General features: G+C 71.5%; 19 protein-coding genes. 13 read left to right on the forward strand and 6 right to left on the reverse strand.

Annotation, left to right across the window (positions count from 1 at the left end; all coding sequences use genetic code 11):
* On the reverse strand, positions 1-1,415 hold a 1,415-nt coding region (locus RIN80_RS16265), incomplete at its 3' end, for a (Fe-S)-binding protein (protein WP_309096319.1).
* 242 nt (positions 1,416-1,657) lie between these two features.
* Here RIN80_RS16265 and RIN80_RS16270 point away from each other — a divergent pair.
* The 6 genes from RIN80_RS16270 to RIN80_RS16295 all read left to right on the forward strand — a co-directional run bounded on the left by RIN80_RS16270 (position 1,658) and on the right by RIN80_RS16295 (position 8,329).
* Positions 1,658-2,668 carry an MraY family glycosyltransferase gene (locus RIN80_RS16270; RefSeq protein ID WP_309096320.1) on the forward strand — a complete coding sequence of 337 codons (1,011 nt, stop codon included), beginning with the start codon at positions 1,658-1,660 and terminating at the stop codon, positions 2,666-2,668.
* A gap of 94 nt (positions 2,669-2,762) precedes the next feature.
* Positions 2,763-4,619 carry a molecular chaperone DnaK gene (dnaK, locus tag RIN80_RS16275; protein WP_309096321.1) on the forward strand — a complete coding sequence of 619 codons (1,857 nt, stop codon included), beginning with the start codon at positions 2,763-2,765 and terminating at the stop codon, positions 4,617-4,619.
* Positions 4,616-5,272, forward strand: coding sequence for a nucleotide exchange factor GrpE (grpE, locus tag RIN80_RS16280; RefSeq protein WP_309096322.1), 657 nt, complete (start codon positions 4,616-4,618; stop codon positions 5,270-5,272). The genes dnaK and grpE overlap by 4 nt, the downstream gene beginning before the upstream one ends.
* A 30-nt stretch (positions 5,273-5,302) precedes the next feature.
* Positions 5,303-6,481 (forward strand): molecular chaperone DnaJ, encoded by a 1,179-nt coding sequence (gene dnaJ, locus RIN80_RS16285; RefSeq protein ID WP_309096323.1) that lies wholly within the window; start codon positions 5,303-5,305, stop codon positions 6,479-6,481.
* 5 nt (positions 6,482-6,486) lie between these two features.
* Positions 6,487-6,939: a heat shock protein transcriptional repressor HspR gene (locus tag RIN80_RS16290; RefSeq protein ID WP_010032111.1), complete on the forward strand. Its 453-nt coding sequence runs from the start codon at positions 6,487-6,489 to the stop codon at positions 6,937-6,939.
* Positions 6,940-7,219: 280 nt separating this feature from the next.
* A complete protein-coding gene (locus tag RIN80_RS16295; protein WP_309096324.1) occupies positions 7,220-8,329 on the forward strand; it encodes a substrate-binding domain-containing protein in 1,110 nt (369 codons plus the stop codon).
* Here the strand turns inward: RIN80_RS16295 and RIN80_RS16300 are convergent.
* Positions 8,322-9,536, reverse strand: coding sequence for a DUF418 domain-containing protein (locus RIN80_RS16300; protein WP_309096325.1), 1,215 nt, complete (start codon positions 9,534-9,536; stop codon positions 8,322-8,324). The genes RIN80_RS16295 and RIN80_RS16300 overlap by 8 nt on opposite strands.
* A gap of 239 nt (positions 9,537-9,775) precedes the next feature.
* Here RIN80_RS16300 and RIN80_RS16305 point away from each other — a divergent pair, with 239 nt between their 5' ends.
* The gene (locus tag RIN80_RS16305; protein WP_309096326.1) at positions 9,776-10,819 is read left to right on the forward strand and encodes a helix-turn-helix transcriptional regulator; all 1,044 of its coding nucleotides are present in this window, start codon (positions 9,776-9,778) and stop codon (positions 10,817-10,819) included.
* 36 nt (positions 10,820-10,855) lie between these two features.
* On the opposite strand, the gene RIN80_RS16310 is transcribed toward RIN80_RS16305, so the two are convergent.
* A complete protein-coding gene (locus RIN80_RS16310) occupies positions 10,856-11,797 on the reverse strand; it encodes a helix-turn-helix transcriptional regulator (protein ID WP_309096327.1) in 942 nt (313 codons plus the stop codon).
* A gap of 367 nt (positions 11,798-12,164) precedes the next feature.
* Here RIN80_RS16310 and RIN80_RS16315 point away from each other — a divergent pair, with 367 nt between their 5' ends.
* Positions 12,165-12,500: a hypothetical protein gene (locus tag RIN80_RS16315; protein ID WP_094054633.1), complete on the forward strand. Its 336-nt coding sequence runs from the start codon at positions 12,165-12,167 to the stop codon at positions 12,498-12,500.
* Between the two features lie 167 nt (positions 12,501-12,667).
* Here RIN80_RS16315 and RIN80_RS16320 read toward each other — a convergent pair whose 3' ends face one another.
* Positions 12,668-13,084: a TIGR03618 family F420-dependent PPOX class oxidoreductase gene (locus tag RIN80_RS16320; protein ID WP_309096328.1), complete on the reverse strand. Its 417-nt coding sequence runs from the start codon at positions 13,082-13,084 to the stop codon at positions 12,668-12,670.
* Between the two features lie 103 nt (positions 13,085-13,187).
* Between RIN80_RS16320 and clpB the strand changes: the two genes are divergently transcribed.
* A complete protein-coding gene (gene clpB / locus RIN80_RS16325) occupies positions 13,188-15,785 on the forward strand; it encodes an ATP-dependent chaperone ClpB (RefSeq protein WP_309096329.1) in 2,598 nt (865 codons plus the stop codon).
* 12 nt (positions 15,786-15,797) lie between these two features.
* Here the strand turns inward: clpB and RIN80_RS16330 are convergent, their stop codons facing one another.
* A complete protein-coding gene (locus tag RIN80_RS16330; protein ID WP_309096330.1) occupies positions 15,798-16,274 on the reverse strand; it encodes a hypothetical protein in 477 nt (158 codons plus the stop codon).
* Positions 16,275-16,438: 164 nt separating this feature from the next.
* Here RIN80_RS16330 and RIN80_RS16335 point away from each other — a divergent pair, with 164 nt between their 5' ends.
* A complete protein-coding gene (locus RIN80_RS16335) occupies positions 16,439-16,966 on the forward strand; it encodes a YbjN domain-containing protein (RefSeq protein WP_037765125.1) in 528 nt (175 codons plus the stop codon).
* Between the two features lie 402 nt (positions 16,967-17,368).
* Here the strand turns inward: RIN80_RS16335 and RIN80_RS16340 are convergent, their stop codons facing one another.
* Positions 17,369-18,568, reverse strand: a complete 1,200-nt coding sequence (locus RIN80_RS16340; protein WP_309096331.1) for a pyridoxal phosphate-dependent aminotransferase — start codon at positions 18,566-18,568, stop codon at positions 17,369-17,371.
* A 987-nt stretch (positions 18,569-19,555) separates the two neighbouring features.
* Between RIN80_RS16340 and RIN80_RS16345 the strand changes: the two genes are divergently transcribed.
* The 3 genes from RIN80_RS16345 to RIN80_RS16355 all read left to right on the forward strand — a co-directional run.
* On the forward strand, positions 19,556-20,083 hold the full coding sequence (locus RIN80_RS16345) for a DUF2617 family protein (RefSeq protein WP_309096332.1): 528 nt from the start codon (positions 19,556-19,558) through the stop codon (positions 20,081-20,083).
* A 122-nt stretch (positions 20,084-20,205) separates the two neighbouring features.
* Positions 20,206-21,861: a polyamine aminopropyltransferase gene (locus tag RIN80_RS16350; RefSeq protein ID WP_309096333.1), complete on the forward strand. Its 1,656-nt coding sequence runs from the start codon at positions 20,206-20,208 to the stop codon at positions 21,859-21,861.
* Between the two features lie 157 nt (positions 21,862-22,018).
* Positions 22,019-22,583: SRPBCC domain-containing protein (locus tag RIN80_RS16355; RefSeq protein ID WP_309096334.1), on the forward strand; the 565-nt coding region annotated here is incomplete at its 3' end.

Raw genomic sequence — 22,583 nt, forward strand, 5'->3', positions numbered from 1 at the left:
TCCTCGATGTCCTTGCCGACGACCGGGACCTCGAAGTCGACCTCCTTGAGCCACTCCAGGCGCTGCTTCTTCGCCAGGCCCCAGGGGTTGCCCTTCTTCTCCAGGTTCTTGAGCATCGTGCCCGCCTCGGACGGGAACGCCGACTCGATCATCACCTGGTAGCGGCGCATGTCGACGATGTGGTCGACGTGCTCGATGTCCACCGGGCACTGCTCCACGCAGGCACCGCAGGTGGTGCAGGACCACAGGACGTCCGGGTCGATGACGCCGTTGTCCTCCAGCGTGCCGACCAGGGGGCGCTCGGCCTCCGCCAGCGCGGACGCCGGGACGTCCTTGAGGGCCTCGGCGGGCGCCTTCTCCTCGCCCTCCATCGTCTTGCCGCCGCCGGCCAGCAGGTACGGCGCCTTGGCGTGCGCGTGGTCGCGCAGCGACATGATCAGCAGCTTCGGGGAGAGCGGCTTGCCCGTGTTCCACGCGGGGCACTGCGACTGGCAGCGGCCGCACTCGGTGCACGTGGAGAAGTCCAGCAGGCCCTTCCAGGAGAACTGCTCGACCTGGGAGACGCCGAAGACGTCGTCGTCGCCCGGGTCGGTGAAGTCGATCGGCTTGCCGCCCGAGGTCATCGGCTGCAGCGCGCCCAGGGCCGTGCCGCCGGCCGCCTCACGCTTGAACCAGATGTTCGGGAACGCCAGGAAGCGGTGCCAGGCCACACCCATGTTGGTGTTCAGGCTGACCGTGATCATCCAGATCATGGTCGTGCCCAGCTTGATCATCGCGAAGAAGTAGACGAGGTTCTGCAGCGCCGCGACGCTCAGGCCGTTGAAGGCCAGGACCAGCGGGTACGAGGCGAAGTACGCGGGCTCGTAGTGGTCCACGTGGTGCAGCGCGCCCTCCAGGCCCCGCAGCACGTAGATGGCCAGGCCGATGGTGAGGATGACGTACTCGACGAAGTACGCCTGGCCCATCTTCGAGCCGGCGAAGCGGGACTTGCGCCCCGGGCGCGACGGCAGGTTCAGCAGGCGGATCACCATCAGCGTGGCGATGCCGAGGGTCGTCATGGCCGCGATGAACTCGATGTAGAGCTCGTACGGGAGGAAGCCGCCGAGCACCGGCAGCGTCCAGTCGGCCTGGAACAGCTGGCCGTACGCGGTGATGATCGTCGGCGGCAGCGTCAGGAAGCCGATCGCGACGAACCAGTGGGCGATGCCGACGATGCCCCACCGGTTCATGCGCGTGTGGCCGAGGAACTCCTTCACCAACGTCACGCTGCGCTGGTAGGGGTTGTCGGTCCGGGTACCGGCGGGCACGGGCTGGCCCAGCCTGAAGTACCGGACGAACTGGCCGATCGCGCGTGCGAGCAGCGCGACGCCGACCACGGTCAGTACCAGCGACACGATGATCGCGGCGAGTTGCATGGGGGCTCCTCGGGCCTGCGAGGGTTTCGTCGGGGGGACCTGTCGCGATGGAGGGTTCCCCGAAATTACTAAGCGGTAACTTATGCAGTCCGTCTGAGACTACCCCTATCTTCCGCCGCACTGTAGCCGGATGGGCAGTGATCTGAATCGCTGAGGGTTGCCTCAGGAGCGGTGCGGAATCCGGCCGCGATCCCGTCGTGTTATTCGTACCGAATTGTCATAGTGACGCCTAACTTATATCCGTGCTCTACGGGATCGCTGCCGCCGCCACCGCCCTCCTGCTCACCGCCCTGCTCGCGGCCGCCCTGCGGATCCCCGCCCTGCGGCTGCGGCTGGTCGAGCGGCGGCGGCAGCGGGAGGTGCCGTTGTCCGGCGGAGTGGCCGTCGTGGTCGTCACCGGGGCCGTGGTCGGCGTCAAGGAGTGGGGTGCCGCCGGGAGCGGGACCGGCGGGCTGCTCGTCGCCGGCGGCGCCGTCGCCCTGCTCGGGCTCGTCGACGACGTGTGGCGGCTGCGGCGGCGGGTGCTGGCCGCCGGTACGGCCGTGGCCGCCGCGTGCGTCGTGCCGTACGGGGAGACGGGTGTGGGGCCCGGGCTGCTCGCCGTCGTCTGGGCCGTCGGGGTGACCTTCGCCTTCCGGGGGCTGGACCACGCCGACGGGCTCGCGGGGACGGCCGGGGTGGTCACCGCCTTCGGGGTGGCGGCCTGCGCGGCGGTGGACGTCATGGACGGGGTCGCCGGGCTGATGAGCGTGCTGGCCGCGGCGCTGACCGGGTTCCTGCTGCACAACTGGCACCCCGCGCGCGTGGGCCTGGGCAGCTGCGGGGCCATGTCGGCGGGGTTCGTGATCGCCCTCGGCCTGGTGCACGTCCGGGCCGGGTTCGGGCTCGGGGAGAGCGCGGGGGTGCTCTTCGCGCTGACGGCCCTGGCGAGCGCGGACGCCGTCCTGGTGCTGCTGGCGCGGCGGCTGGGCGGGCGGCCCGTCGTCCGCAGCGGGCCCGACCACCTCGGACACCGGCTGCGGCGACTGGGGCTGACCGTGCCGGGCGTCACCCTGCTGCTGGGTTTCGCGGCGTTGTCCGGCGTGCTCGTCGGGGTGCTCGCGCACGCCGAACGGGTGGGCGGCGGCGCCCTGTGGTGGGTGGTGGGCGGGGCGCTGGTGGTGGTGTTGGCCCTCTTCCGTGTTCCTGTGTACGCCGGTCGACGCTCAGTATCGCCGCAGGTCGGAGCCTCGTTGCGTGTAAGGAACGGATAAGACTTGAGCCCGGTCGACTCAGCTCTGTTGACCGGGTGGGAACCGTCGTGCACACTTGAGTCCGTTCCACTCAAGTCAGCTGGAGGAATCAACCATGGCACGTGCGGTCGGCATCGACCTGGGCACGACTAACTCCGTCGTCAGCGTTCTGGAGGGCGGCGAGCCCACCGTCATCACCAACGCCGAGGGCGCCAGGACCACGCCGTCCGTCGTCGCCTTCGCGAAGAACGGTGAGGTGCTGGTCGGCGAGGTCGCCAAGCGCCAGGCGGTCACGAACGTGGACCGGACCATCCGCTCCGTCAAGCGCCACATGGGCACGGACTGGAAGATCGAGCTCGACGGGAAGCCCTTCAACCCGCAGCAGATCAGCGCCTTCGTGCTGCAGAAGCTGAAGCGGGACGCCGAGGCCTACCTGGGCGAGAAGGTGACCGACGCGGTCATCACCGTCCCGGCGTACTTCAACGACTCCGAGCGCCAGGCCACGAAGGAGGCCGGCGAGATCGCCGGCCTGAACGTGCTGCGCATCGTCAACGAGCCGACCGCCGCCGCGCTGGCGTACGGCCTCGACAAGGACGACCAGACCATCCTGGTCTTCGACCTCGGTGGCGGTACGTTCGACGTCTCGCTGCTGGAGATCGGCGACGGCGTCGTCGAGGTGAAGGCCACCAACGGTGACAACCACCTCGGTGGTGACGACTGGGACCAGCGCATCGTCGACTACCTGGTCCAGCAGTTCCAGTCCGGCCACGGCGTGGACCTGGGCAAGGACAAGATGGCCCTGCAGCGTCTGCGCGAGGCCGCCGAGAAGGCGAAGATCGAGCTGTCCTCGTCCACCGAGACCTCGATCAACCTGCCCTACATCACCGCCTCCGCCGAGGGCCCCCTGCACCTCGACGAGAAGCTCACCCGCGCCCAGTTCCAGCAGCTGACCGCGGACCTGCTGGAGCGCTGCAAGACGCCGTTCCACAACGTCATCAAGGACGCCGGCATCTCCATCAGCGAGATCGACCACGTCGTCCTGGTCGGCGGCTCGACCCGCATGCCCGCCGTCGCCGAGCTCGTCAAGGAGCTGACCGGCGGCAAGGACGCCAACAAGGGCGTCAACCCGGACGAGGTCGTCGCCATCGGCGCCGCCCTGCAGGCCGGTGTCCTCAAGGGCGAGGTCAAGGACGTCCTGCTCCTCGACGTCACCCCGCTGTCCCTCGGCATCGAGACCAAGGGCGGCATCATGACCAAGCTCATCGAGCGGAACACGACGATCCCGACCAAGCGGTCCGAGATCTTCACCACCGCCGAGGACAACCAGCCGTCCGTGCAGATCCAGGTCTACCAGGGCGAGCGCGAGATCGCGGCGTACAACAAGAAGCTCGGGATGTTCGAGCTGACCGGTCTGCCCCCGGCGCCCCGCGGCGTCCCGCAGATCGAGGTGTCCTTCGACATCGACGCCAACGGCATCATGCACGTGACCGCCAAGGACCTGGGCACGGGCAAGGAGCAGAAGATGACCGTCACCGGCGGCTCCTCGCTGCCGAAGGACGAGGTCGACCGCATGCGCGAGGAGGCCGAGCGCTACGCGGAGGAGGACCACAAGCGCCGCGAGGCCGCCGAGACCCGCAACCAGGGCGAGCAGCTCGTCTACCAGACCGAGAAGTTCCTCAAGGACAACGAGGACAAGGTCCCGGGCGAGATCAAGACCGAGGTCGAGGAGGCCGTCGCCGAGCTGAAGGAGAAGCTCAAGGGCGAGGACACGGCCGAGATCCGCACCGCCACGGAGAAGGTCGCGGCCGTCTCCCAGAAGCTGGGCCAGGCCATGTACGCCGACGCCCAGGGCGCCCAGGCCGCCGGCGGTGCCTCCGCCGGAGCCGGCGCGGGCGCCGGTGACGCCAAGGCCGACGACGACGTCGTCGACGCCGAGATCGTCGACGAGGACCGGAAGGACGGTGCCGCGTGACGGAGGAGACCCCGGGCTTCGACGAGCAGCAGCCCGACGTCCCTTCCGGCGCCACCTCCGACGACGCCGAGCCGAAGGCCGCCTCCTCCTCCCCGGAGGAGAAGGCGGCCCCGGCCGGGGACACGGGCCAGGACCCCGGTCTGGTGGCCCAGCTGGACCAGGTGCGCACCGCCCTCGGTGAGCGCACCGCGGACCTGCAGAGGCTCCAGGCCGAGTACCAGAACTACCGCCGCCGGGTCGAGCGCGACCGGATCGCGGTCAAGGAGATCGCCATCGCGAACCTCCTGACCGAGCTCCTGCCCGTGCTCGACGACATCGGCCGCGCACGCGAACACGGCGAACTGGTGGGCGGCTTCAAGTCCGTCGCCGAGTCGCTGGAGAGCACCGCGGCGAAGATGGGCCTGCAGCAGTTCGGCAAGGAGGGCGAGCCCTTCGACCCGACGATCCACGAGGCCCTGATGCACAGCTACGCGCCGGACGTCACCGAGACGACCTGCGTGGCGATTCTGCAGCCCGGGTACCGGATCGGCGAGCGCACCATCCGCCCCGCGCGGGTGGCGGTGGCCGAGCCCCAGCCGGGGGCACAGACGGTCAAGGCGGAGGAGTCCGCCGAAGCCGACGACAAGGAGAGCGGTGGCCCGGACGAGGGCTGACGTGGACGAAGGGAAGGAGGGGCGTCGAGGATGAGCACCAAGGACTTCATCGAGAAGGACTACTACAAGGTCCTCGGCGTCCCCAAGGACGCCACCGAGGCCGAGATCAAGAAGGCGTACCGGAAGCTCGCCCGCGAGTTCCACCCGGACGCCAACAAGGGAAACGTCAAGGCCGAGGAGCGCTTCAAGGAGATCTCCGAGGCCAACGACGTCCTCGGTGACCCCAAGAAGCGCAAGGAGTACGACGAGGCGCGCGCCCTCTTCGGCAACGGCGGCTTCCGCCCGGGGCCCGGCGGCGCGGGCGGCTCCTTCAACTTCGACCTGGGCGACCTCTTCGGGGGCGCCCAGGGGGGCCAGGGCGCCGGCGGCTTCGGCGGCGGACTCGGTGACGTCTTCGGGGGCCTGTTCAACCGGGGCGGCGCCGGCCCGGGGACGCGTACGCAGCCCCGGCGCGGCCAGGACATCGAGTCCGAGGTGACGCTCAGCTTCACCGAGGCCATCGAGGGCGCGACCGTCCCGCTGCGGATGTCCTCGCAGTCGCCCTGCAAGGCCTGTTCGGGCACCGGCGACAAGAACGGCACGCCGCGCGTGTGCCCGACCTGCGTCGGCACCGGGCAGGTCGCCCGGGGCAGCGGCGGCGGCTTCTCCCTCACCGACCCCTGCCCGGACTGCAAGGGCCGCGGCCTGATCGCCGAGACCCCCTGCGACGTCTGCAAGGGCAGCGGCCGGGCCAAGTCCTCGCGGACCATGCAGGTGCGCATCCCGGCGGGCGTCAGCGACGGCCAGCGGATCCGGCTGCGCGGCAAGGGCGCGCCGGGCGAGCGCGGCGGCCCGGCGGGCGACCTGTACGTGGTCGTGCACGTCGACTCCCACCCGGTGTTCGGCCGCAAGGACGACAACCTCACCGTCACCGTCCCGGTCACCTTCACGGAGGCGGCCCTCGGCGGCGAGGTCCGGGTGCCGACGCTGGGCGGCCCGCCCGTCACGCTGAAGCTGCCCCCCGGCACGCCGAACGGCCGTACGATGCGCGCCCGGGGCAAGGGCGCGGTCCGCAAGGACGGCACCCGCGGCGACCTCCTGGTCACCGTCGAGGTGAGTGTCCCGAAGGACCTGACGGGGAAGGCTCGTGACGCACTCGAGGCGTATCGCGAGGCGACCGCGGGTGAGGATCCGCGGGCGGAGCTGTTCCAGGCCGCGAAGGGAGCATGAGTCAGATGGACGGTCGTCGACGCAACCCGTATGAACTGACCGAGGAAACCCCGGTCTACGTCATCTCGGTGGCGGCCCAGCTGTCCGGCCTGCACCCGCAGACCCTGCGCCAGTACGACCGTCTGGGCCTGGTGTCCCCCGACCGCACCGCCGGCCGGGGCCGCCGCTACTCGGCCCGCGACATCGAACTGCTCCGGCAGGTGCAGCAGTTGTCGCAGGACGAGGGCATCAACCTGGCCGGAATCAAGCGCATCATCGAACTGGAGAACCAGGTCGCGGCCCTCCAGGCCCGGGTGGCCGAGCTGGAGGACGCGCTCGACGGCGCCGCGGCGGCCATGCGCCAGCGCGAGGCGGCGGTGCACGCGTCGTACCGCCGGGACCTGGTGCCGTACCAGGAGGTGCAGCAGACCAGCGCGCTGGTGGTGTGGCGGCCGAAACGGCAGCAGCAGTCCGACTGACGCGGCAGCGCCCGCGAAAGCACGGGGAAGGGACCGGGAGTTGACTCCCGGTCCCTTTCGCGTGCCTTGTGGCGTTTTCTCCGGCCACCCGCCGATGACCCTGTGGTGCAGGGCACTTGAAGATGATTCCGCAGAGTCTTCACAACTGCTGCGGAGCGTGGTGTTGCCATCTCGTTAAGTGGTTCCGCTTGACGCTGGGGGGCGCGTCCGCGTTGTCTTTTCAGACACATGGGCCGTAATGCTGTGCCCACGTCCGAATCACACGCGAAGTGAGCCCCGCATGCGTCGTCGTATCGCCATATCCGTGGCCGCCGCCACGATCTCCCTCTCGCTCGCCGGCTGCGGCGTGCTCAACGCGACCGGGAGCAGTGACGACGCGAGCCCGACCAAGGGCAACGACATCACCGTGGGCCTGCTGCTGCCGGAGAAGGCCAACACGCGCTACGAGAACTTCGACTACCCGATCATCAAGCGGAAGGTCGAGTCCCTCACCAACGACAAGGGCCGCGTCGAGTACGCCAACGCCGAGGCCAGCGCCGCCAAGCAGGCCGGCCAGATGCAGCAGATGATCGACGACCGGGTCGACGTGATCCTGCTGGACGCGGTCGACTCGCACGCCATCGCGGACAGTGTGAAGAAGGCCAAGGAGGCCGGCATCCCGGTCATCGCCTACGACCGGCTGGCCGAGGGCCCGATCGAGGCGTACATCTCCTTCGACAACGAACTGGTCGGTGAGGTCCAGGGGCGCACCCTGCTGGAGGCCATCGGCGAGAACGCGAGCCTGTCCGACAAGATCGTCATGATGAACGGCTCGCCGACGGACCCCAACGCCAAGCAGTTCAAGGCCGGGGCGATGTCCGAGCTGAACGGCAAGGTGACGATCGCGCAGTCCTTCGACACCAAGGACTGGAAGCCGGAGAACGCCCAGGCCAACATGGCCGAGGCGATCGCGAAGATCGGCAAGGACAACATCGCCGCCGTGTACTCGGCCAACGACGGCATGGCCGGCGGCATCGTCAAGGCCCTTCAGGCCGCGGGCGTGACCGACCTGCCGCCGATCACCGGCCAGGACGCGGAACTCGCGGCCGTGCAGCGGATCCTCGCCGGCGAGCAGTACATGAGCGTCTACAAGTCGTACCCGCAGGAGGCGGAGAGCGCCGCGGAGATGGCCGTCGCCAAGGTCCAGGGCCGCGACATCCAGTTCGCCGCCCTCACCCGCGACAAGGTCGACAGCCCCACCCACAAGGGCATCCCGGCCCAGCTCGTGCCGGTGGTCGCGCTGACCAAGAAGAACATCGCGGACACCGTCGTGGCCGACGACATCTACAAGGTGTCGGACATCTGCACGGCCAAGTACAAGGCGGCGTGCGAGGCGGCCGGCCTCAACTAGCCGGTTCCGGTGTCCGCGGGGCGCGGGGGCGTCCCGGGCGTCCCGGGCGTCCCGCCAGGGTGAGAGCCCGGAGCAGCCACTCGGCGGGCCCGTGCCGGAAGCGCCGCAGCCACGCCGTGCTGAGGGCCAGCTGGAGCGCGTACACGGCGAGGGCGAGCAGCAGCACGGCGGCCGCTCCCAGGCGCCCGTACAGGGACAGGCCGTACGCCGTCGCCACGCACATGACGACCAGGGACTGCCCGAGGTAGTTCGTCAGCGCGAGGCGGCCCGCCGGGGCGAAGAGCCGCCGCACGCGGTCTCCCCGCGGGGAGTCCAGCAGGAGCAGCAGCAGGCACGCGTACGCGGCCGACAGGGCCGGCGCCGTCAGGGTGCCCACGCCGACGCCCAGAAGGTGCCAGCGGTCGTCCAGCGGCCCCTGGGCGGCGCAGGCGAAGAAGGCCGCCCCCGGGACTCCGACGGCCAGTCCCGCGGTGGCCGTCCGCCGCAGCCGGGCGCGGCCCACCCCGCCGGGAGCGAGCAGGCGCCGCTTGCCCGCCGCCAGACCGAGGAAGAAGGCCGCGAGCACGCCCGGAGCCATGAGCAGCGCGGCGACGAGGGTGAGCGGCAGCCGGTCCAGGTTCTCCCGCACGACCGTGCCGGCGGTGCCGCGGTAGGCCGCCACGGCCTCGGCGATCACCCCGTGCGGCACCGGCTCCCGCGCGTCCACCGCCGTGGTGAGCGCCCCCAGTGCGACGAGGAGGGCGCCGAACACGCCGTAGATCCAGGCGGCGGCCTTCACGGCCGTGGCCGGTGCGGTCCGCCGCGCCCACAACAGCACCAGGCCCAGCAGGCCGTAGGTCAGGAGGATGTCGCCGGTGTACAGCAGGACGGCGTGCGCCAGGCCGAGGAGCACCAGGCCCAGGGAGCGGCGCAGGAAGCGCGCGGTGATGCTCGCGCCGTCCCGCTCGGCGGAGACGGCCTGCAGCGTGAAGCTGTAGCCGAACAGGAACGAGAACAGCAGGTAGAACTTGCTCGACGCCAGCGCCGTCACCAGCCAGACGGCCAGGTGGTCCACGGGCGCCGCCCCGGGGTCGCGGAACCCCTCCGCCTCCCAAGGGCTCATCATCTGCGCGCTGTTGACCACCAGGATGCCCAGCAGGGCGAAGCCCCGCAGCGCGTCGACGGCGGGCAGGCGCCGAAGGCCTGCCGCTTCCCCCGGGTCGTTCATCTCTCCCCCTCGCCGGGCGGACGGGCCCGTCCCGTGATCACAAAAGGTCGCACACCGGCCGCGGGCACGGCACCCCCCGCGTGCGGCGACCGCTCGGGTGGCAGCGAGCGGATTCACGGACCGACCGGCGCGAAAAGGAACTCGGGCCCGGGGGAGCCGTGTTGCGGAGCAGGTCCCGGCCGCGCATAGTTGCGCTGCGGAAGCTGCGGAAGACGGCGCGACCGGGGGTGGGATGGGCGATGGCCGGGCACGGGACGGAAGAGCATCCTCACGGTGCCGACCGACTGTGCGAGGCCGGGGATCGCGTGTATTCCCGGGCCGTACGGCGGGGCCGGGTCGCGCGCCGTGACGCGGAGCCGGTGCCCTGCCTGCTGGAACTCGCCCTGCTGCACCCGGATCCGGACGACATGGACTGGCTGGTGCCGACCTCTCCGCAGGAGGTGATGACCCGGCTGCTGCGCGGGATGTTCGACGAGGTCAGCGCGAGCCAGCGGCGGGTGGGCTCGGCCGTGGCCGCGTTCGAGTGGTACGCCGGGCTGGGCCGCCAGGTGCAGCCGGCCGCGGCGGCCGCGGAGGGCCCGGCGATCCGCGTCCTCGACGGACTCGCCCGGATCCAGGCCGCGATGGACGAGGCGACGCAGGCGTGCACGACCGAGGTGCTCACGGTGCAGCCGGGCGGCATCCGACGCGAGGCGGAGCTGTCCGAGGGGCTGCACCGGGCGCTGGCGCTGCGGGGCCGCGGGGTGCGGATGCGGGACCTGTACACCCATGTCGCCCGGCACGGGCAGGGGTTGCTCACGTACCTGGAGCTGATGGGCGACGCGGTCGAGGCGCGCACCCTGGACGAGGTCATCGACCGGCTGATCCTGTTCGACCGGACGGTGGCGTTCATCCCCGCCAACACCGACCGCACGATGGCACTGGAGCTGCGCCATCCCGCGCTGATCGAGTACCTGGTCACGGTCTTCGAGCGACTGTGGCGCCTCGCGATCCCGTTGACAACCCCGCTCCCCGACACGGGCATCGAGGGCATCTCCCACCGGGAGCAGTCGATCGCGGCGCTGCTCGCGGAGGGCCACCAGGACGCGGTGATCGCGGAGCGCCTGGGGATCAGCGTCCGTACCTGCCGGGCGCACATCGCGCGGCTGTCGGAGACGCTGGGGGCGGCGAGCCGTACGCAACTGGGCGTGCGCATCGCCCAGGCGGGCCTGGACGGACCCCCGCCCTCGGCGGCCGCCCGGCCGGTCGGAGTTCCGGGTCGAGGATCGCGGACCGCCCGATGAGACACCCGAGTCGGGCCTGGCTGGGCTTCCCCCTGCTCAGTGGTCCTGCTGCAGGATGCCCGACTGGGCGATGAGATAGCCGAGCTGGGCCCGGCTGCCGCTGCCAAGGGCCGACGCCAGCTTGGCTATGTGGGCCCGGCAGGTGCGGACGTTCATGCCGAGGCGGCGGGCGATGGCCTCGTCCACGTGGCCCTCCACCAGGAGCTTGGCGATGGAGTGCTGGATCTGGGTGAGGCCGTCGGAGGCCGCCTCGTAGGGCGCGCCCGCGCTCATGGGCACCGCACGGTCCCAGAGGTACTCGAAGACCTTGATCAGGTAGCGCACGAGCCCGGGGTGGCGCAGCTCCAGGGCGACCTGCTGGTCGTCGCGCGCGGGGATGAAGGCGACCGCCTCGTCGCAGATGATCAGGCGCTCGACCAGTTCGTCGATGGTGCGGTACTCCACCTTCCCCTCGGAGAGCCGGGCCACATAGGCCAGTTTCTCGGGGTTGTACCGAGCGGTGTGCTGGTACAGACTCCGGACCTTGACGCCCCGCTCGATCAGGGGCTTGTCCCGTTCGAGGCTTCGCAGCAGGCTGCGTTCGGAGACACGATCACTGGGCTGGACCGTCAGGAGTTCCGCCTGGCACTGGGCGGTGGCCAGGTTGAGCGCGGCGTTGATGCGTTCCCCGCCCTCGAGCACCGTGATGGAGTCACTGGACGCCGTGTGGGTACCCATGGCCATGAACGGCTGGAAGGTCTCCGCCAGGTTCACGGCCTGGCGCCTGCGCTCGGCGATCTCGCTCTCCAGCGGGCCGAGTTGCCGGGACAGGGCGATGACCGGCGGCACCGGACGCAGCCAGTCGGGGTCGTCCGGATCGGGGTGGAGCAGGTCGAATTCCACCAGGCAGGGCGCCGACGCCACTTCCGCCCGGGCGATACGTCCGGTACGCAGAGCGGCGGCATACAGACGGCCGCCCTCCTCGCACCACTGGGTCATCGCATGGGGATGTGTCTCTCTTGTCGGATTCGTTGCCAAATCTCCACCCCCCAGGGTCCTGAACATGCAGGAACATGATGCATCGATTGTGTGGCCATGACGTGCCCGAATGAGCCATCGTCGTACTCGACGGGGGAAAAGGGGACCTTCAAGTGAGGACGAAGCCGACTATGCGTAACAAAATGCTTCGCTCGGTGCTTGTCGCCGCCTTCTCCGCCGTCGTAGCGCTCGTTGCACTGAGCGGCTTCTCCGATGAGGAGAGCGGAACTCGGGCGAACACGCAGTGGCCGGCGGTGGCGGTGAACGCGGCAGTCGCTGACAACACCCAGTGGCCGAACCCCGGGGTCGACGGGGCGGGGAGCCGACCGTGACCACTCCACCCGACGACCGCTCCTTCCGCCGTGAAATGGCGACCGCCTACCGCTCCGGCTGGCACTTCATCGACCTGGTCACCGCCATCCCCCACAGCGGTGACTCGCTGATGGTGACCGTGTTCGGTGAGCCGGTCGTCGTCACGCGGGACGAGGACGGAGACGTACGGGCGTACCGGTGTCTGCGGCGGCCTCGGGGGGCGCCGCAGCCAGTGCGATGTGCCGTGCGGTACGGAATGATCTTTGTGAACCTGGACCAGCGGGACCATCAGCAGGTGGAGGCCGACTCCCCTGTCCCGCGGACCATCTCTGCCACCCCCCGCAGTGCCTGACGCGATTCCCCCGTCGTAACAGATCGCTCAGGTGCTTCCCCCCGCAGCGGCGTCACCGTGACCTGAACACGGTGACGCCGCTGCAGTTTGTGGGGGCATTTCCCGGTATCGGGCCGGCCCACGAGTGGCCGGAACCAATCGATCACCGGTGTGGATGTTCACTTCGCTCAACCGCGTCCCAGTGCGCGCGTCAGCTTGATCTCGATGACCACGCGCGACGGATTCGGTGACGGGGTCCGTCCGTAGCGCTCCGCGTAGCGGCGCTCCGCCTCCGCCACCCGCTCCGGTTCCGTGCGGACGAACGCCCGGCCCTCCAGTGTCGCCCAGCGCCGGCCCTCCAGCTGGCAGACCGCGACCGCCGCCCCCTCGTCCCCGGCGGCCAGCACGTGCCGCACCTTGGCACTGGTCCGGTTCGTGATCACCCGGGCGAGCCGGGCGGCGGGGTCGTAGGTGACGCCGACGGGTACCACGTGCGGAGTGCCGTCCGGGCGGAGCGTCGTCAGGGTGCACAGGTGCCGTTCCCGCCAGAAGCCGAGATACGACGGGTCCGGGGCACCCGGGTCGACGGAGTACTTGGTCGCCATGGCCCGGAACTTAACCCCCGCACCCTCCCCGGGATGTCCTTGAGTGCCGTAGACTCAACTTTGTGTAAGTCGTTCGGGTCAGTGCAAGGAGGAGAACGCGAACGTGGACGCCGAGCTGACCAACCGGAGCCGGGACGCGATCAACGCTGCCAGCAACCGGGCCGTGACCGAGGGCCACCCCGACCTCACGCCCGCCCACCTGCTCCTCGCACTGCTCCAGGGGCAGGACAACGAGAACATCACCGACCTGCTCGCCGCGGTCGACGCCGACCAGGCCGCCGTGCGCTCCGGCGCCGAGCGCGTGCTCGCCGGGCTGCCCAGCGTGACCGGGTCGACCGTCGCGCCGCCCCAGCCCAACCGCGAGATGCTCGCCGTCGTCGCCGACGCGCAGGCCCGCGCCAAGGACCTGGGGGACGAGTACCTCTCCACGGAGCACCTGCTCATCGGCATCGCCGCCAAGGGCGGCGCGGCCGGCGAGGTGCTGTCCCGGCAGGGGGCCGACGCCAGGAAGCTCCAGGCCGCCTTCCAGAAGACCCGGGGCCAGCGCCGGGTGACCACGGCCGACCCCGAGGGCCAGTACAAGGCCCTGGAGAAGTTCGGGACCGACTTCACCGCCGCCGCGCGCGAGGGCAAGCTCGACCCGGTCATCGGCCGGGACCAGGAGATCCGCCGCGTGGTGCAGGTGCTGTCGCGCCGGACCAAGAACAACCCCGTGCTGATCGGCGAGCCCGGCGTCGGCAAGACCGCCGTCGTCGAGGGGCTCGCCCAGCGGATCGTCAAGGGCGACGTGCCCGAGTCGCTGAAGGACAAGCGGCTCGTCGCGCTCGACCTGGGCGCGATGGTCGCGGGCGCCAAGTACCGCGGCGAGTTCGAGGAGCGCCTGAAGACCGTCCTGGCCGAGATCAAGGACTCCGACGGGCAGATCATCACCTTCATCGACGAGCTGCACACCGTCGTCGGAGCCGGTGCCGGCGGCGACTCCGCCATGGACGCCGGCAACATGCTCAAGCCCATGCTGGCCCGCGGCGAGCTGCGCATGGTCGGCGCGACCACGCTGGACGAGTACCGCGAGCGGATCGAGAAGGACCCGGCGCTGGAGCGCCGCTTCCAGCAGGTCCTGGTGGCGGAACCGTCCGTCGAGGACTCCATCGCCATCCTGCGCGGGCTCAAGGGCCGCTACGAGGCCCACCACAAGGTGCAGATCGCCGACAGCGCGCTGGTCGCCGCCGCCACCCTCTCCGACCGGTACATCACCTCCCGCTTCCTGCCCGACAAGGCCATCGACCTCGTCGACGAGGCCGCCTCCCGGCTGCGCATGGAGATCGACTCCTCGCCCGTCGAGATCGACGAACTCCAGCGCGCCGTCGACCGGCTGAAGATGGAGGAGCTGGCGATCGGCAAGGAGACCGACGCGGCCTCCCGCGAGCGCCTGGAGAAGCTGCGCCGCGACCTCGCCGACAAGGAGGAGGAGCTGCGCGGCCTCACCGCCCGCTGGGAGAAGGAGAAGCAGTCCCTCAACCGCGTCGGTGAGCTGAAGGAACGCCTCGACGAACTGCGCGGCCAGGCCGAGCGGGCCCAGCGCGACGGCGACTTCGACACCGCCTCCAAGCTGCTCTACGGCGAGATCCCCGCGCTGGAACGCGACCTGGAGGCCGCCTCCGAGGCGGAGGAGGAGGTCGCCAAGGACACCATGGTCAAGGAGGAGGTCGGCGCCGACGACATCGCCGACGTCGTCGCCTCCTGGACCGGCATCCCCGCCGGGCGGCTGCTGGAGGGCGAGACGCAGAAGCTGCTGCGCATGGAGGACGAGCTGGGCAAGCGGCTCATCGGCCAGAGCGAGGCCGTGCGCGCGGTGTCCGACGCCGTACGCCGCTCCCGCGCCGGGATCGCCGACCCCGACCGCCCCACCGGGTCCTTCCTCTTCCTCGGCCCCACCGGCGTCGGCAAGACCGAACTCGCCAAGGCTCTCGCCGACTTCCTCTTCGACGACGAGCGGGCGATGGTCCGCATCGACATGTCGGAGTACAGCGAGAAGCACAGCGTGGCCCGGCTGGTCGGCGCCCCGCCCGGATACGTCGGCTACGAGGAGGGCGGCCAGCTCACCGAGGCCGTGCGCAGGCGGCCGTACTCGGTCGTGTTGCTGGACGAGGTCGAGAAGGCCCACCCCGAGGTCTTCGACATCCTGCTCCAGGTGCTGGACGACGGGCGCCTCACGGACGGGCAGGGCCGCACGGTCGACTTCCGCAACACGATCCTGGTGCTGACGTCGAACCTGGGCAGTCAGTTCCTGGTCGACCCGATCACCAGCGAGGCGGAGAAGAAGGAACAGGTGCTGGAGGTGGTGCGCAGCTCCTTCAAGCCGGAGTTCCTCAACCGCCTGGACGACCTGGTCGTCTTCGCCGCGCTGACCAAGCCGGAGCTGGAGCGCATCGCCAGGCTCCAGATCGACCGCCTGGCCAAGCGCCTCGCCGAACGGCGTCTGACCCTCGACATCACACCGGAGGCCCTGGCCTGGCTCGCCGAGGAGGGCCTGGACCCGGCCTACGGGGCCCGGCCGCTGCGGCGGCTCGTCCAGTCGGCCATCGGCGACCGCCTCGCCAAGGAGATCCTCTCCGGGGAGATCAAGGACGGCGACACGGTCCGCGTGGACCGCTTCGAGGAGGGGCTCCTGGTGGGCCCGGCCACGGGCAAGACGCTGTAGGGCGGCGGGGCGTCACATCGTGAACGCCGAGAAGCGCACCCGCGCCCTCCCGGCGTTCACGTACTCCACCCGCACCTGGACGACGTGTGCCCCGGCGGTGCCCGGCAGGCCCTCCCCGTGGGTCACGTCGAGGCAGAGCGCCCCGCAGGAGCCGCCCGTGCGTGGTGCCGGGGCGTCCGGGTAGGTCGTGCGCAGCCAGCCGCGCACGTCCTCGCGGGGCATCAGCAGCACCGCCGTGTACGCGGTGTCGATGCCCCGCTGCACCGTGCAGCCCCGCACCCCGGCGCTCGCAGGCCGCCGGGCGCCGCCGAAGGCCAGGGCCTCGGCGCAGGGGACCGTGGCCGCCGGGCCGGCACGGTCGTCCCCGTTCTCCTCCGGCCGGGCGCACATGAAAAGGCCGATGACGAGGAACCCGAGTACGAGCACCGGCACTGCCAGGAACGGCAGGATCAACCCCCACCGGGTACGCCCTCGGTCCGTCGCCGCCATGGCCACCGCCCCTCCGTCCACCGCTGGGGGAGACGGGCCGCGGCACCCGGAGGTTGCGGTTGACCGGATCCTGTCAGCCATCGGCTGACACGGTCCGTCGGGGCTTGCCACCCCCCTCCCCGCATGGGAGAGGATGGCGGAATCCGTACGAAGGGAAATTCACGGTGACCATCGACCCGTCCTCGATTCCGAACTTCGGGGGCCAGCCCGAGCCGCAGCCCCAAGGACCGGCGGGCCCCGTCGTCCCGGATCAGGACCTCGTGAAGCAGCTCCTCGACCAGATGGAGCTCAAGTACGTCGTCGACGACGAGGGAGACCTCGCGGCGCCGTGGGAGCAGTTCCGCACCTACTTCATGTTCCGTGGAGAGGGAGACCAGCAGGTCTTCTCCGTGCGGACGTTCTACGACCGGCCCCACGAGATCGAGGCCAAGCCGCAGATCCTCGAGTCCATCGACGACTGGAACCGCCGCACCCTGTGGCCCAAGGTCTACAGCCACACCCACGACGACGGCACGGTCCGCCTCATCGGCGAGGCCCAGATGCTGATCGGCATGGGCGTGAGCCTGGAGCACTTCGTCTCCTCGACGGTCAGCTGGGTGCGTGCCGCGATCGAGTTCGACAAGTGGCTCGTCGAGCAGCTCGGCCTGGAGCAGGAGATCAACGAGGCGGAGAAGCCCGAGGACGACGAGTAGTCCCGCTCGAGCGGCCTCGCACGGCGCGTCGGCGCGCACGCACACGGTGCGCGCTGTACGCGCCGTCTGCCTTTTCGGGCCTTCCCCGGCCGCCTCGCGCGTCAGCCGCCCGCGACGCCCTTGAGCCGCCGCACCGAGACCGCGTCGGGGATGGGCGGCGACGCCCGCGCGTGCGGGCAGGGCGCGGCGGAAGGCGGCCGGCAGGTCGTGCATCGACTTCCCCGCCGATGATCACCGGTTACATCGCGGCACACACGCACAGGTACGGCACGGGCAAGCTTCCCATCCCCCTGGCCGACGGCCGCACCTTCACCCTCGATCTGGACGAACTCCCGTGCCCGGAGCCCGAGGCAGACGTCCGCTGACGAAGGAATACCGGCGACCCGCGCTGTGTGACGCTGGTCAGCGAAGGAACGCCTCGCGGAGCCGTTCCGTGGCGTCTGCCAGCACCTCGGTGCGCTTGCAGAACGCGAAGCGGACGAACGGGGCGCCCTGGTCGCGGTGGTCGTAGAAGACCGCGTTGGGGATGGCGACGACGCCCGCGCGTCCGGGCAGGGCGCGGCAGAAGGCGGTGCCGTCCGTCTCGCCGAGGGGGCGGATGTCGGTGGTGACGAAGTACGTGCCCGAGGGCCGGAACACCCGGAACCCGGCCTCCTCCAGGCCCGCCGCCAGCAGGTTCCGCTTGGCCAGCAGGTCGTCGCGGAAGTCCGTGAAGTACGACTCGGGCAGCGCCAGCGCCTCGGCGACCGCGTACTGGAACGGGCCCGCCGAGACGTACGTCAGGTACTGCTTCGCCGAGCGGACGGCCGTGACCAGCTCCGGGGCCGCCGTCACCCAGCCGACCTTCCAGCCCGTGAACGAGAACGTCTTGCCGGCGGACGAGATCGTCACCGTGCGCTCGCGCATCCCCGGGAACGCCGCCAGCGGCACGTGCTCGGCGTCGTCGAAGACCAGGTGCTCGTACACCTCGTCCGTCACCACCAGCAGGTCCCGCTCCACCGCCAGCTCGGCGATCGCGGCCAGCTCCGCGCGGGTGAGGACCGTGCCGGTCGGGTTGTGCGGGGTGTTGACCAGCAGCAGCCGGGTGCGGTCGGTGACGGCGGCGCGCAGCTCGTCGAGATCGAGCCGGAAACGGCCCTCCGCCACGTCCGCGCGCAGGGTCACCGGCACCCGGCGCCCGCCCGCCATCGCGACGCACGCCGCGTAGGAGTCGTAGTACGGCTCCAGGGCGACCACCTCGTCGCCGGGCTCCACCAGCGCCAGCAGGGCGGCGGCGATGGCCTCGGTGGCGCCCGCGGTGACCAGGACCTCCGTGTCCGGGTCGAAGGACAGGCCGTAGCGGCGCTGCTGGTGGGCGGCGATCGCGGTGCGCAGCTCGGGCACGCCGGGGCCCGGCGGGTACTGGTTGCCGCGGCCGTCCCGCAGCGCCCGCACGGCCGCCTCCCTGACCTCCTCGGGGCCGTCGGTGTCGGGGAAGCCCTGCCCGAGGTTGATGGCCCCGGTGCTCAGGGCCAGGGCCGACATCTCGGCGAAGATCGTCGTCCCGAACTCGGCGAGCCGGCGGTTGAGGAGGGGGCGCGCGCTGGAGGTCATGCCGGTCATCCTGCGCCGAAGCTCTGGAGTTCCTCAACTCTGCTTTGGCGCGCGTGGCGGACGGGCATCTCCCGGTCACGCAAGAGCGAGGCGCCCACGGGGGGCCGCTTCGGGGGAAACGGAAGGAGGGTGGCGCCATGATCGTCGGCATCATCCTGGCGGTGATCGGAGTCCTCTTCGTGGGGGCGCTGGTGTCTCTCGCACGCAGGGGCGGTTCACGCCGTCCGGCGCGGACGGCCGGCCGCGGGGCGGCGGCGTCCACCGGCTCGCGTCACGACAGCGGCAGCAGCTGGTGGGCCGGAGGAGACTCCGGCTCGTCCGGCGACGGCCACCACGGGGGAAGCTCCTGCGGCGGCGGCTCGTCCTGCGGAGGCGGGTCGTCCTGCGGCGGGGGCGGGGGCGGTGGCTGCGGCGGCGGAGGCAGCTGACTCGAGGTCGGCCGCTTGCCCGACGGGGAAGCCGCAACCACCGAGCGCGGGGTCCGCACCTGGGGCGGGCCCCGCGCTCTCGTGTCCGGGCTCCCGGAGGGTGGAACCGTCGCACACCCGTCGGGTGATATCGGGTGGGTCCTGGCACGTTCTCCTGCCTGTAGGACAAGACGGCCCGGACGGCGGCCCCCGAAGCCGTGACTGCGGCAACCGCCCGCGTCAACAGGCGACTTCGGAAGCCGGTCGCGCGTCCCGACGGCGGTCCGGCCCGGCTCCGGGCGCGAGCCACAGCGCACCGGCGCACGCCTCCCCGGCACCGGCGCACGCCGTAGTTGAACAGTTGAGCTGTGGAGCCCTCTGAGGGATGGAAACCCTACGAACTTGGGTAAAAACGCTGTGGCGGCGCCACAGTTCATGATTCCCTCTAATCCACCAACGCAGCCTCTCGGACGTCTTGCGGACACCTTCCTGAAACCGGCCGACCGGGCTGACCCGGGCCGAATCACCCGGTGCGACCGGGGCGCAGCGGACCCACCTCCCTCTCCTTGTGTGCTTGCGGAGCCGATCCATGCTCACGACCCTGAACACCTCCTACACCGACACGCGCGCCGCCGATCTCGCCTGGGCCCTGGGCCGCGAGCCGCTTCCCGCACTGGCCACACTCGACCTCGAACTGGTGGGCGCGAAACTGCAGTTGCGCCTCCTCGGTGCGTCACACCAGGTCCTGCTGGAGGAAAAGGGGGGCATCTGCTCGGAGACGGTGGCGTGCATCCCGGGCAGCAGCACTCCGCTCCCGCTCGGCGTCGCCAAGCGGGTGGGCGACTGGGAGTACGAGTTCGCGGCCCGGGTCGAGGTCCTCTCGCCGGGCTCCTTCGAGGGCCGCGCCCAGGAGTTGCTGGCCCTCGTCTCCGACCATCCGCACGGACTCGCCGGTGTCTTCCCCGGCAGCCCGCACGCCTTCACGGCCCTGCTCGCCCAGCACCACGAGGGGCAGGTGCACTGGCGGACCTGGCACGCGTACCCGCAGGACGGGCAGTTGGTGGCGACCCGGACGAAGGTGGGCGTGCGCCTCCCGGCGGCGGTCCCGGCCGGCTGAACCGGCCCCGGTGAGCGGCCGGCGATGCCGAATCCGATCTCGTACCGGCGTCGGTCCCCTGTAAACCAGCACCACACGTGTGGGTGACGAACCGCGGTCGAGACGTGACGTAACGTCGCAGCGTGATCGAGCCGCACGCGCCCGCCCCGCCCGGTTCCCCGCCGCACTGGAGCGCCCGGGGCGGCCCCGGTGGCCCGGCGCGACTGCCCGTCCGGCCCGGCACCGGACGGTTCCTGGTCCTCGCGGGCGTGTTCGTCTGCGCGGCCTGCGGACTCGTGTACGAGCTGGAACTGGTGGCGCTCGCCACCTACTTGATGGGCGACTCGGTCACCCAGGCGTCCGTCGTGCTGTCCGTCATGGTCTTCGCGATGGGCCTGGGCTCCCTCGCCGCGAAGCGGCTGCGCCCGCGCGCGGCGGCCGGCTTCGGCGCCGTCGAGGCCACCCTCGCCCTGGTCGGCGGGTGCAGCGCGATGGCCCTGTACGCCGTCTTCGCCTGGACCGGCGACTGGGGCGGGGTGTGGGCCAGCGGGCCGCGCTGCCTCCTGGTCGCCTTCTCCCTCGCCACCGGGCTGCTCATCGGGGCCGAGGTCCCGCTGCTGATGGAGCTGATCCAGCGCATCCGCCGCCAGGACGCCGGCGGTGCCGTGGCCGACCTGTTCGCCGCGGACTACGTGGGCGCGCTGGTCGGCGGGCTCGCCTTTCCCTTCCTGCTGCTGCCGTTCTTCGGGCAGTTGACGGGCGCGCTGCTCACCGGCGCGGTCAACGCGGTCGTCGGCGGCGCGCTGGTGCTCGGGCTGTTCCGCCGGGACCTCAGCCGGCGGGCGCGGTGGCTGCTGGTGCTGGGCAACGCGTTCGTGCTGGCGGTCCTCGCCTCGGCCGCCGTGCTCGTCGACGACTTCGAACGGGCCGCGCGGCACGCCGTGTACGGCGGGGACGTGCGCGTGGCGCTGCAGAGCGGAGTGCAGGAGGTCGTCCTCAAGGGGGGCACGCAGGGCCGGCCCCTGGACCTGTTCCTGGACGGGCGGCTGCGGGTCAGCGAGCGGGACGAACGGCGCTATCACGAGACCCTGGTCCACCCCGCCATGGCCGGGCCGCACGCGCGCGTGCTGATCCTCGGCGGCGGCGACGGGCTGGCGGCCCGCGAGGTGCTGCGCCATCCCGGGGTGGACCGCGTCGATGTCGTGGATGTCGACGCGGAGGTCGTCCGGCTGGCCCGCACCGACCCGGGCCTGTCCGCGCTGAACCAGCACGCGTTCGGCGACCCGCGCGTGCGCGTGACGACCGGCGACGCCTTCGGCTGGCTGCGCGGCGCGCCCCCGGCGGCGTACGACGTGGTCGTCTCGGATCTGCCGGACCCGGGCATCACGGCGAGCACGAAGCTGTACTCGCAGGAGTTCTACGGCCTCGCGCGGCGCGTGCTGGCCCCGGGCGGCCGCATCGTGGTGCACGCCGGGCCGGTGCGGTCCAGCCCGCGCGTGTACTGGACGGTTGAGTCGACCCTGCGCGCGGCCGGCCTCGCGACCGTCCCCTACCGGGCCGGCGGGCGGCACGCCGGGTTCGCGGTCGGGCCCGACCGCACGCCCGCCGACCGCTCCCACGCGCCCCGGGACTGGGGTTTCGTCCTGGCCGCCGGCACGCGGCCGCGGCCGCGGCTCGATCCGGACGGGCCGCGCCCCCTCGTCCTCACCGACGCGTCCCTCGCGGCGGGCGAACGGGCGGCGCGCGCCACGCGGATCGCGGGGCTGCCGGCGTCGACGCTGGTGCATCCGCGGTACTGAGGCGGGTCCGGCGGGCGGGGGGCGGGCCCCTGGGGGCAGGGCGCCGGAGGCCGGGTGCCGGGTGCCGGGGCCGGAGAGTACGCCCGGTGGGGCGGATCGGGGGCGAATTCATCGGGCGCGGGTGCGATGCGGCCCCGGCTGGGTAGAGTCCGTCGACATGGAGCACGAGGTGTTCGTTCCGGTTCCGGCCGAGCGGCTCAGGGAGGTGCTGGACGACCCCGCGCGGGTCGCCCGGGCGGTGCCCGGGCTCCAGCAGGACGCCGGCGCCGAGCCCGTCGCGGGGCGGCTGAAGATCCGGGTCGGCAGCCACTCCGTCACCTACCGGGGTGCCGTACGGGTGTCCCGGCGGGGCGCCGACGCGTACGGCCTGGAGGGGGCGGCGGAGGAGTCGCGCGGCAGCGGCTCGGTCACGCTCGCGCTGCGGATCGCGCTGCGGGAGGCGGAGGACGGCTGCACCGTGCTGTTCCACGGGACGGCCACGGCCGACGGCCGGATCAGGGACCTCCCCGGGGAGGCGGTGGAAGGCGCCGTCATCCGGCTGCTGAACCGTTTCGCGGAACACCTCGCGCAGACCTCCCCGGAGCCGACGGCACCGGCTGCCCCACAGGACGACGAGGGGGCCCGGGCGCGGAGGGCCGGTGTGGGAGGGAAGGACAACGCTGAGGAGGGTGACGCCGCCGGTGGAAGCGCCGGGGGCGACGAGGCGGCCACGGCCGGTGGAA

The sequence above is a fragment of the Streptomyces sp. genome (assembly GCF_031181705.1).
GTDB lineage: Bacteria > Actinomycetota > Actinomycetes > Streptomycetales > Streptomycetaceae > Streptomyces.